This window comes from Mycobacterium sp. ML4, assembly GCF_054515735.1.
Genome location: NZ_JBTNSY010000023.1, coordinates 36,109 through 51,858, shown reverse-complemented (window position 1 = coordinate 51,858; position 15,750 = coordinate 36,109). Strand labels below are relative to the sequence as shown.

Genomic DNA, 15,750 nt, shown 5'->3' with positions numbered 1-15,750 from the left:
AATTGCAGGCAACGTGCGAGTGGCGGCATGCAAGTTTTCAGGCTGGACGACCGAAGCGTCGGGATGCCCCGCGATAGGCGGGATCCAGCCGGCGGACCACGACCAGAAATGTCAGTGCCACCAGCGGTGCGAGAACCCCGTAAACCGCGGCCGGGGTGGCCATCTCGGTGTTGTTGAGCAGTTGCGGACTCAAGGCGATGCCGATCGCCACGACGGCGTTGTGCAGACCGATCTCCAGACTCACGGCGACGGCCTGCCGGGGCGCCAGCCGCATCAAGCGCGGGGCGAGGTAGCCCACCGTCAGGCTGATGGCGCAGAAGGACACGACGGCCGCGCTCAGCACGCCGAAATTCTTCATCAGCGTCGTGCGACCCCCCGCGATGCCGGCGGTCAGGGCGATCACCAGCAGCACCGCGGCCGCGATCCGGACCGGTTTGTTCAGCCGCCGTGCCAGATCGGGCAGGCGGTGGCGGACGGCGACGCCGATCGTGGTGGGGATTAGCACGACGGCGAACACCCCGAAGAACTTGTCGAACTGCAGCGGGATGATGCGCCCGCCACCGAGGAACCAGGTCATCGAGAACGCCAGGATCGCGGGTATCGCAACGATCGACAGCACTGCGTTGACGGCGGTCAACGTCAGGTTGAGGGCCAGGTCACCGTCGGCCAGATGGCTCAGCACATTCGCCATCAGCCCCCCGGGCGTGGCGGCCATCAACATCAGCCCGATCGCCAGGTTCGGTTCGAGATCGAGAGCCTCGGCGATCAGCAGGCACAACAGTGGCAGCAGGACGGATTGGCACAGCAGCGCGACCAGCAGGGGACCGCGCAGTTTGGTGGCGCGCTGGAAATCGGCCACGGTGAGGGTGAGGCCCAGGGCGAGCATGATCGCCACCACGACCAATGGGAAGAAGCGGTTGTCCATGACCCTCCGCAAACTACCTGATCGCCGGCTGACCCCAACCGGCTGGAATCAGCCTGAACGCATCCGGTGCGCGCGTTACGGCCACCGCCCTGGAAGGATCTGAGCATGGGTAACGAGTCGTCCGGGATTCTCGACGAGTTGAGCTGGCGTGGACTGATCGCACAGTCCACCGATCTCGACGCGCTGGCAGCCGAGGCGCGACGGGGTCCGATCACCGTGTACGCCGGGTTCGACCCCACTGCGGCAAGCCTGCACGCCGGACACCTGGTGCCGCTGCTGGCGTTGCGTCGCTTCCAGCGTGCCGGTCACCGTCCCATCGTGCTGGCGGGCGGTGCGACCGGCATGATCGGTGATCCGCGTGAGGTCGGGGAGCGCAGTCTGCAGGAGGCGGACACCGTTGCCGAGTGGGCCGAGCTGATCCGGGGCCAGTTGGAACGTTTTGTCGACTTCGACGCCTCGCCGACGGGTGCGATCGTCGAGAACAACTTGGAGTGGACCGGTGCGCTGTCTGCCATCGAGTTCCTGCGTGACATCGGAAAGCACTTCTCGGTCAACGTGATGCTGGATCGCGACACCGTGCGGCGGCGTCTGGAAGGGGAGGGGATCTCCTACACCGAGTTCAGCTACATGTTGCTGCAGGCCAACGATTACGTCGAACTGCGCCGGCGGCACGGTTGCTCGCTGCAGATCGGCGGATCCGACCAATGGGGCAACATCATCGCCGGTGTGCGTCTGGTGCGCCAAAAGCTCGGTGCCGCAGTGCATGCGCTGACCGTGCCGCTGGTGACATCGGCCGACGGCAAGAAGTTCGGCAAGTCCACCGGCGGCGGAAGCCTCTGGCTGGACCCGCAAATGACCAGCCCATACGCCTGGTACCAGTATTTCGTCAACACCGCCGACGCCGACGTGATCCGCTACCTGCGCTGGTTCACCTTCATGTCGGCCGACGAACTCGCCGAACTGGAACAAGCAACCGCCGAGCGGCCCCACCAGCGCGCCGCACAGCGTCGGCTCGCTGCCGAACTGACCACCCTGGTGCACGGAGAGACGGCCACCGAAGCCGTTCAACACGCCAGCCGGGCGCTGTTCGGTCAGGGCGAGCTGGACCGCTTGGACGAGTCGACTCTGTCGGCGGCACTGCGTGAGACATCGGTGGCAGAGCTCAAACCGGGTGCGCCGGACGGCATCGTAGACCTGTTGGTGGCCAGTGGCTTGTCGGAAAGCCGCAAGGCGGCGCGGCGCACCATCGGTGAAGGCGGCGTGTCGGTCAATAACGTTCGCGTCACCAGCGACGAATGGTCGCCGCAGCCAACAGATTTCCTGCATGACCGGTGGCTGGTGCTGCGCCGGGGAAAGCGGCATGTGGCGGGGGTCGAACGTGTCCGCTGATGCTAATCCGCGTGGTCCAGACGGACGCGCATCGGTGATTTGTGCTCTAGGGCCAATCCGGGAGCGACGATCTTGACGACGGGAACGCACGCGTCGGCGAAATCGCATACCGCAGCGACGGGTTCGGTGCCGGCTATGTCGGTCACCGCCGATGCCGCTGAAATCAGCAAGTCCTCGATTGACTCGATATCCGGTACGTCCCAAGCTATCTGCTTCGCAGTGGGCAGCTCCCGGGTGGGCCGTTCCAGGGGAGCATACGAGTGGACTCGGGCGAACCGTTGATAGATTAGCGGCGGTAGGTCCTCGCGAGCGCCGCTGATAGCGGTGAGGCGAGATTGAGCGGCCTCGGTAATCGCTCGCGACAGCGCAACATTGGGGTCGGTGTGGAGGCCGTGTCCGGCGAACGGCAGCTCCGTCGTCCCTGACCGCAACGAGGCACTGAAGCAGTAAAAACCGGGCCAGTTATCCATGCGGGTCAGCCTCAGGTCGCTGCCGGCGCGGTAAATCATGTCAACCAGCTCGGCACACTGCGAGTCTGCGACATCATCCAGCGGCACCTCGAACAAGGTGAGCCCCGGCTCTGCGGTGGCGAGACTGTGCCGTTCCATGAGTTCGTACAGGCCGTGCAGGGCGGCTTCGTGATAGCTGTTGCCGGAGGCTAGCCCGTTGGTGTCCATCTCGAACATTGGCGGGTCCCACATATCGTTGACGGCGGCATTCACCATGACGGTCTCCAGTGGCACCCAGGTCCGGCGTCCGGTGAGCAGTGTCGTCGCAATCTTCCAGTCCAGCCTGGCGCCTGAGTGATAAAAGCTTGCGGTCCGGTGCCGGAGCTGGTTGGGGTCGTAGGTCAGTACGGAGTCCAGATCCGTTGTCGCAGTGAACCTCAGGTCGGCAACCACCTGCTCGGCGTGCCAGTTTTCCAGCGATTCCATCACCGCCGACACCTGCGCCGCGCGGTAGGTGGGAGCCTTGCCCTGGCTCACCGACAACGTCAGCGACGCGGGGCGGATGGCTTGTGCCGTGGGGATTCCGATATCGTCCAGCCAGGTCAGGTCGGCGACGCGGGTAATTCCGGCGAACTTCAGCAGCGGCTGCACAGCGAGCCAGGTTTGCTCGGGTGAGATAAGGCGATGGGTGCCGGCTCGATGACTGATCGTCTTCGAGCCGGCATGACCCAAATCGCGTGCCGGCCACGCAGACCAGTCGGGACCCGACACCGTGTCGGTACTGCCGGCGTGGCGCTCGGGCATGCGTTCGAGTCCCCCTGTCACACTTTGCAATTGGATACGAAATGTTGCGGTTCGCCGTCCGGCCAGTTCATTCGACGATGCCTTCGGCGCAGTACACGACGGGTACTACGAAGAAGCCGTAAGCGGTTTCCCGCTCCGTGAACAAGATTTCGTGCGACATGTGATCATCACCTCCTCCCCGCCCCAGCGTGGTGCGCGTCTCATTCTGCGCGGGCAGGGAGGTTTCGCTGTCCGCCATCGGGAGGACCGATAGGTTGAATCCGCTGTCCCTCAAACGGGGGACAAGCCGACAGGCTGACGAATGATGCTCAGGCGGGGCCCAGTACGCCGACCTCGAAGGACGGCAACTGGCCGTCGGCGGCCGCCACCGCGAACGGAGTGGCGGCCGAGTAGAAGGCGTCTTGGGTCATCAACCCCCGCTGAGCCAGCTCGATGCGATCCACCTCCGTCCCCCACGTTTGGCCGAAAAGGCGCTTGAGCTGGGTGGGGTCCGGCCGGTGCAGGTTCAGATGCGGTTTTTGCCGCGCCAGTTCGTCGCGCCGGGCCAACGCTTGCGCGACCATGACGCGCCAGGTGGGGAGCCGCGAATCCGCGCGCAGCAACTCGAGAAAGTGTTGGATGGCCGGCAGTGACCGGGTGAAGAACAGGGTGCGGGTGGTCAGTCGAGCGGATACCGAAATCAGGTCACTGCCGGATGTTTCGCGTTCCCGCTCGGTGAGCCAGCATTCCTGCACGTGCTCCGGGAAGCCTGCTTCGTCGATGATGCCGGACGCTACCGCGTAGCGGTGTGCGACGGTTTCCAGCCCGCGTTCGTGGTCCGCGACGCCCACTTCGGCAGCGGCCCGGGTGGCACGATCCCGGACGCTGCCTTCGGCACCGGGATGCGTCAGGTTCCAGTACCATGCCGCCACTTGCTCCAACGCCGGACGGTAGGCCCAACGATCGGTGGCGCAGACGCTCAGCAGCGACAGGACGTCCACGTCGAGGATGTCGACGACATCGGCGCCGTCCGGGGTCACGGCCACCGGCGTCGGTGGCGCCCAGCGTTGTCGCCAGCGCTCCGACCATACCGTCGGCGGCGGTCCGGGCCGTACCGCGACCTGCCTCGGGCCGCGGATCACCTCCCGCAGCGCCAGCTTCGCGTCGGCGTGCTTGATATCGACACGCATTGCCTTCAACTCTTTTGCAAGCCTTGCACTTTCCGGCACCCCGACGGCGTCCAGCAGGCGATTCCAGGTGCGCTGGGTAAACGGTGTGCCGCGGGCGGTCTCAATCAGCTGTTCGGCGGTGGCCGCCGGAAGCAGGCCCGATGTCACCGCCTGCGCCAGCGTCTGGCGGATGTTCACCAGCGCGTCCACGAACACCGGGTAGCCGTCTTCGGGATCGCCGTGCACCATGCCCACTTCGTCATCGGCTTCGATGATCCCGTCGCGATATCTCTCGAAGACCCAGCCGTAGCCTTCCATGCCGAACGGGTGCAGTTCGGCGGCGCGCAGTGCACCCATGCTCGATGAACCCACGACACGGATGCCGTCGTCCATCAGCGTCAGCAGTTCTTTGTGCCGCACCGAGGCGCTCTGGAAGAAAAGGCCGTCGACAATCAGCAGTGTGTCGCCGGCCCGCAATCCGTAGCGCAGTGCATCGCCGAAAGAGATGGGGGGCACCACTTCGGCATGAGGAATTACCGCGTGGATGTCTTCGGTGCCAATCGTCGGTCCCGCGGTGACGACGATCCGGGGCTCGGATGTCATCAATGCTCCTGAAGCGGTGTGCGCAAAGGTGATTGCACCGTCGCGGACATACCGGGCGCGATGACCTTGACGACGGGCACGCATGCGTCGGCGAAGTCGCACACGACCGCAAGTGGCTCGGTGCCGGACAACCTCGCGACCGCGGTTGCCGCGGTGACCAGCAACTCGCGCAGCGAGTCGGTGCTCGTAACGTGCCAGGGCGTGGGGTCGCCTTCGGGCATGGGCTGCATGCTCTTTCGGGCGGGAGCGAAAGTGTGCACCCGGGCGAATCTCTGGTAGATCGCGGAGGGCAGATCCTCCCGCGCCCCGCTGATGGCGGTCAGGCGTGACTGTGCGGCTTCGGTGATCGCGCGTGACAGGGCGACATTGGGGTCGTGGTGCAGTCCGCTGCCGCTGAACGGGATCTCCATCATGGGCGAGGTGATCTCGGCGGAGAAGCAGTAGAAGCCGTCCCAAACGTCCATGCGTGCGACCTGCAATTCGCTGCCGGCGCGGAGAATCATCTCGGCCAATTCCGCGCACTCCGAACGAAATACATCAGCGAGCGGTACCCCGAACAACGTGGAGGCGGGGTGTGCGGCGGCCATGGCGTGGCGTTCCATGATCTCGTAGAGGCCGTGCAGGGTGGCCTCGTGGTAGCTGTTGCCTGACGCCAATCCCGTTGTGTCCATGCCGAAGATAGGCGGTCCCCAGCAATCGTCCACGGAAATGTTCACCACAGTGGCCAGCCAAGGCACCCAGGTGCACCTGCCGGTGAGCAACGTCGTCGCGATCATCCAGTCCAGCTTGGCGCCGGGGTGATAGAAACTACCGGCCGGCCGGTTGAGATCGGCCGGATCGTAGGTCAGGGCATCCGCGAGTTCGGTTGTGGACGTGGACGACAGGTCGGCGGTGATGCTTTCGACGTGCCAGTTCTCCAGGGATTCCATTGCCGCGGAGACCTGAGCGGCGCGGTAAGTGGTGGCCTTGCCCTGACTCACCGAGAGTGTCAGCGCGGCGGGGCGAACCGCTTGCACGGTCGGAATCCCCAGATCGTCGAGCCACGTGAGATCGGCTATCCGCGTGATGCCGGCCTTGGCCAGAAACGGTTGGATCGCCGACCAGGTCTGGTCAGGCGAGATGACGCGGTGGGTACCCGCATGGTGGCCGATCTTGAGCGGATTGGCGTGGCCTAATACCCGTGTGGGCCAATGCGACCAATCTGGGCCTGGACGTTGCGCAGTGCCAAAGCCCGACAGTTCCGACATGAAATTCACGCTACTGAGTAAGGGCATCAATGGTTGGCACATTCATCGAGTTCGACGCGGAATATCCAGCGGGATCTCATCGCGGGGGGAGGGGGAAGGGGCGGCGATGAGACCCCGCTGGAAGTACTGGGGCCAGATCAACTCGGTGGCGTCGGCCATCGGGATGTCTTGTTGTCGGTGTGGTGCTTCGGCAAAAACAATTCTCGGTGTGCGGGGATTGCCGCGGTATCCCACTGCCAGCCGATCACAGGCGGATTTCTCGTTCCACCGCCGACGGGACATCGCCATCCGCCGACAGGGGGACGACACTCCCGTAATCCGCTACAGGGCAGCGGACGTGGACCGAAACGGGTTAGTCGGCAAACCTTTACTCCATCGTGTTGTCAATGTGACAGTTGTTCAGCACTGTTGTCACGATGACCGCACCCGCGATCGCCCTCAGATTTCTGGTTGTGGCAGCAGGCGTGTTCGGGGTGTCGGCCACCGTTGCGGCGCCGATTCACGCCGACATGCTGGGCAACGCGTTTCTGAATGCGCTCAATAACGCGGGCGTTCCCTACACGCAGCCCGCCACCGCGATAGCGCAGGGTCGCTCGGTCTGTCCGAAAGTGCTATCCCCGGGTGGATCGTTCGATGCCATCGTCTCCGAAATGGCTGAGATCAACGGACTGTCACGCGAGCGCGCGGCCGCATTCGCCATCGTTGCGATCGCAACCTACTGTCCGGCGTTGATCTCGCCGATGCTTCCGCACCGGCTGCAGGCTTAGCGACTACCGGATTGCCGTCATGTCCGGCACTGCCGGAGGCGCATTGACTGCCACCAGTGGCTACGGTGACTTCCCCGTTGTGGTTCAGCGGCAACGGCCTCGGCAGTCGCATAAGCCTGCCGCTGCTGGCCAACGCGGTGACGAAGCGCTGTTGCAACTCGCCCACCCAATGGTCTAACCGTGATCGCCGTTGTCGCCCTGCTTACCGGCGTGACCGGGATCGCCGGCTAACCCCGGCTGATTATGGACGCCTCCGCCAGACCCCTCACCAGGCGCGCCGCCGTTGCCCACCGTGGTACCACCCGCGCCGCCGGCACCACCGGCGCCTCCGGCGCCCGTGCCGCCACTACGGCCTGCCGCCCCGAAGAACCCTCCCGCTCCGCCGGCGCCGCCCTGTTGGCCACCGGCGCCGCCGTCACCGCCCTGACCGCCTTGTCCGCCGTCGCCACCGTGGCCCCCATTGCCACCGTCGCAGACATCACCGCCGGTAGCGTTGCCGCCGTTGCCTCCGTGCCCACCTGCACCCCCGCCACCGCCGGTGCCACCGATCCCCCCGACGCCGCCGTCGCCACCGGCTCCGCCGAAGCCGATGAGTTTCCCGCCCGCGCCCCCGTTGCCGCCGACGCCGCCCTGTCCGCCGTGGCCGCCGACGCCGCCGTCACCGCCGGTACCGCCGTCACCGCCGAAACCCGCGTTGCTCCCGTAATGGGCGCTGTCTGAATGTCCGCCGACGCCGCCGTTACCACCGTTGCCGCCCTGGTCGCCGGCTCCGCCGAGACCTCCGATACCGCCCTGACCGCCCGCTCCGCCATTGCCGATCAACTGTCCGCCGTTGCCGCCGTTGCCGCCGGCACCGCCGGTACCTCCGTTGAGCGGTGGCGATTCGCCGGAAGCGCCGTTACCGCCGTGGCCGCCGTCACCGGCGAAGTTGTTGGTCCCATCGCCGACGGCGTTGCCGCCTGCGCCGCCGTTGCCGCCGGAGCCACCGGGTGCGCTGCCGGCGGCCCCGTTGCCCCCGTTGCCGCCATGGGTTTCGAAGTAGAGAGCATCCCAGGGGGCGTTGACGTCCCCGCCGGCCCCGCCGTCACCACCGTTGGCGCCACCCGGTCCGGCAGCCCCGCCGTTTCCACCGTTACCCCCGTTTTGCGCATCGTTGGCGCCGCTGCCGCCGGTGCCGCCGTTCTGGCCGAAGCCACCGGTGGATCCCGTTAGCCCACTTCCGGCGGGTTGCACGTCGGCGTTGGGCACGGCGGGCGTCACGTTGTGGGCGTTGATTCCGGTCCAGCCGGTGCCGCCCTGGCCGCCGTTGCCGCCGTTGCCGAAGAGGTAAGAGTTGCCGCCGCTGCCGCCGTGGCCGGGATTGATGCTTTCGAAGTCGAACCAGCCGTCATGGGGGTCCGCGTAGAGCCCGATGCCGCCTTGCCCGCCGTTGCCACCGTTGCCATAGAGCCGGCCGCCGTCGCCTCCGTTACCGCCGGCCGTGCCCGCACCGCCGAGACCGCCGGTGCCGCCGTTGCCGATCATGCCGGCCGAGCCGCCGTTACCGGCCAGGCCGCCGTGGCTGAATAGGCCGCCAGCGCCGCCGTCGCCGCCGGTACCGCCGTCTCCGTAGAAGCTGCCGCCGGTGCCGCCGGTGCCGCCGGCGCCGCCGAGGCCGAGGATGCCTTGGGCGAGGCCTCCGGTGCCGCCGTCGCCGCCGGTACCGACGAATCCGGCGTTGCCACCCGTGCCGCCGGCCCCGCCGGTGCTCGCAAGGCCCACGAAGGTGTCGCGGACACCCAGGCCGCCCGAGCCGCCGGTGCCGCCATTGCCGTAGAGCCAGCCGCCCGCCCCGCCCCGACCACCGGCGCCACCGGTGAGACCGGGGGAACTCACGCCGCCGGCTCCTCCGGCGCCGCCGTTGCCGATCATGCCTGCCGCGCCGCCGTTTCCTCCGCCCTGGCCCGTTGCGCCGGCTGCGCCGTTGCCGCCGTTGCCCCATAGCCAGCCGCCGGTTCCACCGTTCCCGCCGGCCGCGGTGGCATCGGCGCCGTTGCCGATCCACGGGCGTCCGGTCAGCGCGACCGAGGGCGCGTTCACCGCGTCCAGCAGGGACTGCAGGGGATCGGCGGCAGCGGCCTCAGCTGCCGCGTAGGCGTTCATACCGCTGTACAAGGTGCGGACGAATCGGTCGTGGAATGCCGACACTTGCGCGCTGATCGCCTGATATTGCTGGGCGTGGTCACCGAACAACGCCGCGATTGCCACCGACACCTCGTCGGCACCCGCCGTCGCGAGCAGGGTCGTCGGGTAAGCGGCAGCGACGTTGGCCGCGTTGACCGACGCGCCGATTCCGGCCAGATCCGAGGCGGCCGCCGCCGCCAACTCGGGAAGCACGTGCACCAAAGGCATGCCTCATGCTGTTGCGCCAGCGTGGCGCAATGTATGAACGGTCGTGAAATACGCTGGTAGCCGGGCTGCAATTCGGGTGACCGGTCACGGCACGCGCAACGGGGACCGCACATTGTGAGGCCACCGGCGCTACCCGTAACCTCTAGCGGGTGGTCGATGACAGACGTGGTCGTAGCAGCGAGCGACGACCACGGCCTGCGTCCAGCGGGGTGCCGCGGCGCTCCGGTCCCGGCCGGGCGCGACCGTCCCAGCCGGGGCTTGACGCGGCACCGGCCGGTCCGCCGATTCCCGCCGACGTCGACGCCCGGCAACTGGCGCCCGACGTGCGGCGCGAACTGAGTACGCTCGACCGCGCCAGCGCCGATGCCGTGGCCCGCCACCTCGTCGCCGCGGGCGGCCTGCTCGACGAGGATCCCGAGACCGCACTGAGCCACGCTCGCGCGGCCCGTGCCCGGGCCAGCCGGATCGCCGCGGTTCGAGAGGCGGTCGGCATCGCGGCGTACCACTGCGGCGACTGGGCTCAGGCACTGGCCGAATTTCGGGCGGCGCGCCGAATGGGCAGCAAATCGCCGCTACTGGCGCTGATCGCCGACTGCGAGCGCGGTCTCGGCCGCCCGCAGCGAGCCATCGACCTGGCACGTAGCCCGGAGGCTGCCGCGCTCAGCGGCGACGACGCCGACGAGCTGCGCATCGTCGCCGCCGGGGCCCGCGCCGATCTCGGACAGCTGGAGCAGGCGCTGACGGTGTTGTCCACCCCGCAGCTGGACCCGGCCCGGACGGGTGCTACGGCCGCGCGGTTGTTCTACGCCTACGCCGAGACACTGCTGGCGCTGGGGCGCAGCGACGAAGCGCTACGGTGGTTTCTGCGCTCCGCCGCCGCCGACCTCGAGGGCGTCACCGATGCCGAAGACCGGGTCAGCGAACTTGGCTGACGTGAATAGCATTGCGCGGCAATATGACTGCCTGCTATTGGACCTGGACGGCACGGTATTTCGCGGTCATCAGCCCACCGAGGGCGCGGTTGCCGCGCTCGACGACATCGACAGCCGCAAACTCTTCGTCACCAACAATGCCTCCCGCAGCGCCGACGAGGTGGCCGCACATCTGCGCGAACTCGGCTTCACCGCCGGCAGGGACGACGTCGTCACCAGCGCGCAGAGCGCGGCGCACCTGCTGGCCAAGCAGTTGCCCGCGGACTCGAAGGTCCTGATCGTCGGCACCGACGCACTGGCAGACGAGATCACCGGTGTCGGGCTGCAACCCGTGTGGGGTTTCGATGATGAGCCGGCGGCCGTCGTCCAGGGCCTGTCCAAGACCATCGGTTGGCCCGAGCTGGCCGAGGCCGCGCTGGCCATCCGGGCGGGAGCATTGTGGGTTGCCGCCAATGTCGACGTCACGTTGCCCACCGAGCGAGGTCTGTTGCCCGGCAACGGATCTCTGGTCGCCGCATTGCGCGCAGCCACGGGGGAGCAGCCGCAGGTCGCCGGTAAACCGGGTCCGCAACTGATGAGAGACGCCGTCGGCCGCGGCGAGTTCAACGCGCCGCTGGTGGTCGGTGACCGGCTCGACACCGACATAGAAGGCGCCAATGCTGCCGGACTGCCGAGCCTGATGGTGCTCACCGGGGTGAACTCTGCGCGCGACGCCGTATACGCCGAGCCCGCTCAACGGCCCACCTACATCGGCCACGACCTGAGATCGCTGCATCAGGACGGCGAGGTGCTGCGGGTCGGACCGCAACCAGGCTGGCGGGTCGAGGTCGGGGATTCTGCGATTTCAATTACGGCCACCGGTGAGCGCCACGATGACGACCTCGCGATCGTCCGCGCGGTGGCCAGTGCCCTCTGGGAAGCACCGGCCGGGCTGGACATCGAGGCCGGCGACGACCGTGCCCGCGACGCCCTGAGCCGTTGGTCCCTGATGCGTGCCGACTAGCCGGTGACTACCGTAGGAGCGCAATGACTATCGATCCTGAACAGATTCGCGCGGAAATTGAATCCCTGATGGCCCAGCTGCCTGATGCCGCCGACACCGCCAACGGGCCGTCCCTCGAAGAGCTCGAGGACATCGCTCGTCGCCTCTCCGAGGCACACGACGTGCTGCTGCGGGCGCTGGAGTCGGCGGAGAAGGGCTGAGTGTCCGCATGCCACGGCGTGCTCGCGTTGACGCCGAGCTGGTCCGTCGGGGCTTGGCACGCTCCCGGCAGCAGGCTGCGGAGTTGATCGGCGCCGCCAGGGTGCGCATCGACGGGCTGCCGGCGGTCAAGCCCGCCACCTCCGTCGCGGTCACCGCGGCGCTTACGGTCGCCGACGACGGCGAACGCACCTGGGTCTCGCGTGGGGCGCACAAGCTGATCGGCGCACTGGATGCGTTCGCGATCACGGTCAAGGATCGGCGCTGCCTGGACGCCGGCGCCTCGACGGGCGGGTTCACCGAGGTCCTCCTGGACCGTGGTGCCGCCCAAGTCGTCGCTGCCGATGTCGGATACGGCCAGCTCGCCTGGTCGCTGCGCAGCGACCCGCGGGTGGTCGTGGTGGAACGCACCAACGTGCGCGACTTGTCAGCCGGGGCGATCGGCGGCCCCGTCGATCTGGTGGTGGCCGACCTGTCATTCATCTCGTTGGCGACGGTGCTGGCTGCGCTGGTTGACTGCGCTTCGCCCGACGCCGATATCGTTCCCATGGTGAAGCCGCAGTTCGAGGTGGGTAGGGGACAAGTCGGCCCCGGCGGTGTGGTGCAGGACCCTCAGCTGCGCAGCGATGCCGTGCTCGCGGTGTCGCGGTGTGCCGCAGAGCTGGGTTGGCTCACCGTGGACGTCACGGCCAGCCCGTTGCCGGGGCCGGCGGGCAACGTCGAGTACTTCCTGTGGCTGCGTGCCCGAACCGATCGCGCGCTGGCCGGGGAAGAGCTGGCAGCGGCAGCGCAGCGCGCAGTGAGTGAGGGCCCGACGACGATGCGGGGCGGGACGCCCCGAGGTGGAGGAGGGCAGTCGGGCGCAGGCCCGACGACGATGTGGGGCGGGACGCCCCGAGGTGGAGGAGGGCAGTCGGGCGCAGGCCCGACGACGATGCGGGGCGGGACGCCCCGAGGTGGAGGAGGGCAGTCGGGCGCAGGCCCGACGACGATGCGGGCCGGGACGCCCCGAGGAGCGGGCACCGCCCGCTTGCGGGGGAGAGTCGGGCAGTCGGAAAGAAGCCCGCAATGACCACCGAACGCACCATCCTGCTGGTCGTGCATTCCGGGCGCGACGAAGCGAATGAGACCGCCCGCCGCGTCGAGAAAGTGCTGGAAGACAAAGGCATTGGGCTGCGGGCGCTGTCGGCCGAGGCGGTCGACAAGGGCTCGTTGCGGCTCAGCCCCAACGATATGCGGGCGCTGGGCGTCGATATCGAGGTCGTCGACGCCGGGCCCATGGCCGCCGAAGGTTGCGAGCTGGTGTTGGTGCTGGGCGGGGATGGAACGTTCTTGCGTGCGGCCGAACTCGCCCGCAATGTCAACATTCCGGTGCTGGGCGTCAACCTGGGCCGAATCGGATTTCTGGCCGAAGCCGAGGCGGAGGCCATCGACTCGGTACTCGAACACGTTGTCGCGCGGGACTATCGGGTGGAAGAACGGCTGACATTGGACGTCGTCGTGCGCCAGGGGGGCCACATCATCGATGAGGGCTGGGCACTCAACGAAGCGAGCCTGGAGAAGGGGCCCCGGCTCGGTGTCCTCGGCGTCGTCGTCGAGATCGACGGCCGGCCGGTATCGACCTTCGGCTGCGACGGGGTGCTGGTGTCCACGCCCACCGGATCCACCGCATATGCGTTCTCCGCGGGCGGGCCGGTCCTGTGGCCCGATCTGGAGGCAATCCTTGTGGTGCCCAACAATGCTCACGCGCTGTTCGGCCGGCCGATGGTTACCAGCCCCGACGCCGCTATCGCGATCGAGATCGAGGCGGACGGTCACGACGCGCTGGTGTTCTGCGACGGCCGCCGGCAGATGGTGGTGCCGGCGGGCAGTCGGCTGGAAGTGACGCGCTGCAACACCCCCGTGAAGTGGGCGCGCCTGGACAGCGCACCGTTCACCGATCGGTTGGTGACCAAGTTCCGGCTGCCGGTGACAGGTTGGCGCGGGAAGTAGCCGGTGCTCAACGAGATTCGCATCCAGGCGCTGGGCGCCATCAGCGCTGCGACCGCCGAGTTCGATCGCGGGTTCACTGTGCTGACGGGTGAAACGGGCACCGGCAAAACCATGGTGGTCACCGGCTTGCATCTGCTCGGCGGTGCACGTGCCGATGCGACCCGGGTCCGGTCGGGCTCCGAGCGTGCCGTGGTCGAAGGTCGTTTCAGCACATCCGATGTCGACGACGCCGTTACCGCGGAGTTGGACGAGATTCTGGACACCTGCGGCGCGGAACGCGATGAAGACGGCAGCGTCATCGCCCTGCGCACCGTCAGCCGCGACGGTCCCTCGCGTGCCTACCTCGGTGGCCGCAGTGTGCCGGCAAAGTCGTTGAGCGGCTTCACCGCTCAATTACTAGCCCTGCACGGTCAGAATGACCAGTTGCGGCTGATGCGACCCGACGAACAACGCGGCGCGCTGGACCGGTTCGCCGGATCCGGCCCCGCATTGGAGCGCTATCGCAAACTACGGGAGGCGTGGCTATCGGCGCGGCGCGACCTCACCGACCGCCGGGACCGGACTCGCGAGATCGCTCAGGAAGCCGATCGACTCAAGTTCGCGCTCAACGAGATTGACACCGTTGACCCGCAGCCGGGTGAAGACGAAACGCTGGTCGCCGACATCGTACGGCTGTCCGAACTGGACACCTTGCGCGAAGCCGCAGCGTCGGCACGCGAGGTGCTGTCCAGTTCCTCCGACGAGGCTTTCGGCGCGGCTGACGCCCTGGGGCGGGCTTGGGGCGCGTTGGAATCGACGGGCGACGCCCGGCTGCGAGCACTGGCCGACCAGATCGATAGCGCGTTGACGGTCATCGTCGACGCCGTCGGCGAATTGGGTGACTACCTGGACGCGCTGCCAACCGACGCCAGCGCCCTGGACGCCAAACTGGCCCGCCAAGCTCAGTTGCGCACGCTGACCCGCAAGTATGCCGCCGACATCGACGGAGTGTTGCAATGGGCGCAGCACTCGCGCGACCGGCTGGCGCAACTCGACGTGTCCGAGGAAGGACTCGTCGCACTGGGACGCCGGGTCGAAGAACTCGGTGGCCAATTAGGCCAAGCCGCAATCGATCTCAGCAAGATCAGGCGCAAGGCCGCCAAGAAGCTGGCCAAGGAGGTCACCTCGGAGCTCACCGGTTTGGCCATGAACAACGCTGATTTCACCATCGGGGTCACTACCGATATCGCCGATCCGCACGACCCGTCCGCGCTGATCCTGCCCGACGGCGAACCGGGGCGGATCGGTGCCGACGGCATCGATGTGGTGGAGTTCGGCTTCGCCGCACACCGCGGCATGTCGGTGCTGCCGTTGGCCCGGAGCGCTTCCGGCGGCGAGCTGTCGCGGGTGATGCTGGCGCTGGAGGTGGTGCTTTCGGCGTCGGCCACCGGCACCACGATGGTGTTCGACGAGGTCGACGCCGGTGTGGGTGGCTGGGCGGCGGTGCAGATCGGTCGGCGGCTGGCCCGGCTGGCCCGCACCCACCAGGTCATCGTTGTCACGCATCTGCCGCAGGTCGCGGCCTACGCCGACGTGCACCTGGTGGTGCACAGCCACGGGCCTAAGGGCACCAGCGGCGTGCGCCGGCTGACCAGTGACGACAGGGTGGCCGAGCTGGCCCGGATGCTGGCCGGCCTGGGCGAGTCGGACAGCGGCCGCGCGCACGCCCGCGAACTGCTCGAGACCGCACAGCGCGACCGCGCCTAGCCTTCGTCGACCGCGAGCGACCGCGAAATGCCGGCCGCAGCGGCGTGTCGTTGTACACACGCGGGCGCTCGCGCAGGCACCAAGCACACGGCCCCAAACCCCCGCAACCACCTCGCGACACAACTGTGACAGATGTGACGCTTTATAACTTCTGAG

At 67.7% G+C, this 15,750-nt stretch carries 12 protein-coding genes and 1 pseudogene; 8 read left to right on the top strand and 5 right to left on the bottom strand.

From position 1 onward, the window contains the following. Positions 1-37: 37 nt before the first annotated feature. A complete protein-coding gene (locus ACX9NE_RS23050; RefSeq protein WP_459363564.1) occupies positions 38-925 on the bottom strand; it encodes a bile acid:sodium symporter family protein in 888 nt (295 codons plus the stop codon). A gap of 105 nt (positions 926-1,030) precedes the next feature. Here ACX9NE_RS23050 and tyrS point away from each other — a divergent pair, with 105 nt between their 5' ends. Continuing rightward, positions 1,031-2,314, top strand: a complete 1,284-nt coding sequence (tyrS, locus tag ACX9NE_RS23045; protein WP_459363563.1) for a tyrosine--tRNA ligase — start codon at positions 1,031-1,033, stop codon at positions 2,312-2,314. Positions 2,315-2,316: 2 nt separating this feature from the next. On the opposite strand, the gene ACX9NE_RS23040 is transcribed toward tyrS, so the two are convergent. From ACX9NE_RS23040 to ACX9NE_RS23030, 3 genes are all read right to left on the bottom strand, one after another. Continuing rightward, the gene (locus ACX9NE_RS23040; protein ID WP_459363590.1) at positions 2,317-3,633 is read right to left on the bottom strand and encodes a YcaO-like family protein; all 1,317 of its coding nucleotides are present in this window, start codon (positions 3,631-3,633) and stop codon (positions 2,317-2,319) included. A 242-nt stretch (positions 3,634-3,875) separates the two neighbouring features. Beyond that, the gene (locus ACX9NE_RS23035) at positions 3,876-5,318 is read right to left on the bottom strand and encodes a TfuA-like protein (RefSeq protein ID WP_459363562.1); all 1,443 of its coding nucleotides are present in this window, start codon (positions 5,316-5,318) and stop codon (positions 3,876-3,878) included. Further along, positions 5,318-6,565, bottom strand: coding sequence for a YcaO-like family protein (locus tag ACX9NE_RS23030; protein ID WP_459363561.1), 1,248 nt, complete (start codon positions 6,563-6,565; stop codon positions 5,318-5,320). The genes ACX9NE_RS23035 and ACX9NE_RS23030 overlap by 1 nt, the downstream gene beginning before the upstream one ends. Before the next feature lie 416 nt (positions 6,566-6,981). Here ACX9NE_RS23030 and ACX9NE_RS23025 point away from each other — a divergent pair, with 416 nt between their 5' ends. Further along, positions 6,982-7,332, top strand: a complete 351-nt coding sequence (locus ACX9NE_RS23025) for a DUF732 domain-containing protein (protein WP_459363560.1) — start codon at positions 6,982-6,984, stop codon at positions 7,330-7,332. Positions 7,333-7,506: 174 nt separating this feature from the next. Here ACX9NE_RS23025 and ACX9NE_RS23020 read toward each other — a convergent pair whose 3' ends face one another. Further along, the gene (locus ACX9NE_RS23020; RefSeq protein WP_459363559.1) at positions 7,507-9,723 is read right to left on the bottom strand and encodes a PE family protein; all 2,217 of its coding nucleotides are present in this window, start codon (positions 9,721-9,723) and stop codon (positions 7,507-7,509) included. Between the two features lie 149 nt (positions 9,724-9,872). Between ACX9NE_RS23020 and ACX9NE_RS23015 the strand changes: the two genes are divergently transcribed. From ACX9NE_RS23015 to recN, 6 genes and pseudogenes are all read left to right on the top strand, one after another. Then, complete coding sequence (locus ACX9NE_RS23015; RefSeq protein WP_459363558.1) at positions 9,873-10,655, top strand: tetratricopeptide repeat protein; 783 nt, start codon at positions 9,873-9,875, stop codon at positions 10,653-10,655. A gap of 1 nt (position 10,656) precedes the next feature. After that, entirely contained in the window at positions 10,657-11,658 is a 1,002-nt protein-coding gene (locus ACX9NE_RS23010; protein ID WP_459363557.1) for an HAD-IIA family hydrolase, read from the top strand. A 23-nt stretch (positions 11,659-11,681) separates the two neighbouring features. Beyond that, positions 11,682-11,858 (top strand): hypothetical protein, encoded by a 177-nt coding sequence (locus tag ACX9NE_RS23005; RefSeq protein WP_459363556.1) that lies wholly within the window; start codon positions 11,682-11,684, stop codon positions 11,856-11,858. An 8-nt stretch (positions 11,859-11,866) separates the two neighbouring features. Further along, positions 11,867-12,670: pseudogene (locus ACX9NE_RS23000) on the top strand (TlyA family RNA methyltransferase); the annotation flags it as partial. Between the two features lie 254 nt (positions 12,671-12,924). Beyond that, positions 12,925-13,848 (top strand): NAD kinase, encoded by a 924-nt coding sequence (locus tag ACX9NE_RS22995; RefSeq protein ID WP_459363555.1) that lies wholly within the window; start codon positions 12,925-12,927, stop codon positions 13,846-13,848. A gap of 3 nt (positions 13,849-13,851) precedes the next feature. Continuing rightward, positions 13,852-15,594 carry a DNA repair protein RecN gene (recN, locus tag ACX9NE_RS22990; RefSeq protein ID WP_459363554.1) on the top strand — a complete coding sequence of 581 codons (1,743 nt, stop codon included), beginning with the start codon at positions 13,852-13,854 and terminating at the stop codon, positions 15,592-15,594. The last annotated feature ends 156 nt before the right edge of the window (positions 15,595-15,750 follow it).

What these genes read in the sequence shown, in the direction of transcription:
- ACX9NE_RS23050 (WP_459363564.1), bottom strand. Translation starts at nt 925, where the DNA reads ATGGACAACCGCTTCTTCCCATTGGTCGTGGTGGCGATCATGCTCGCC.
- tyrS (WP_459363563.1), top strand. Translation starts at nt 1,031, where the DNA reads ATGGGTAACGAGTCGTCCGGGATTCTCGACGAGTTGAGCTGGCGTGGA.
- ACX9NE_RS23035 (WP_459363562.1), bottom strand. Translation starts at nt 5,318, where the DNA reads ATGACATCCGAGCCCCGGATCGTCGTCACCGCGGGACCGACGATTGGC.
- ACX9NE_RS23030 (WP_459363561.1), bottom strand. Translation starts at nt 6,565, where the DNA reads ATGTCGGAACTGTCGGGCTTTGGCACTGCGCAACGTCCAGGCCCAGAT.
- ACX9NE_RS23025 (WP_459363560.1), top strand. Translation starts at nt 6,982, where the DNA reads ATGACCGCACCCGCGATCGCCCTCAGATTTCTGGTTGTGGCAGCAGGC.
- ACX9NE_RS23020 (WP_459363559.1), bottom strand. Translation starts at nt 9,723, where the DNA reads ATGCCTTTGGTGCACGTGCTTCCCGAGTTGGCGGCGGCGGCCGCCTCG.
- ACX9NE_RS23005 (WP_459363556.1), top strand. Translation starts at nt 11,682, where the DNA reads ATGACTATCGATCCTGAACAGATTCGCGCGGAAATTGAATCCCTGATG.
- ACX9NE_RS22995 (WP_459363555.1), top strand. Translation starts at nt 12,925, where the DNA reads ATGACCACCGAACGCACCATCCTGCTGGTCGTGCATTCCGGGCGCGAC.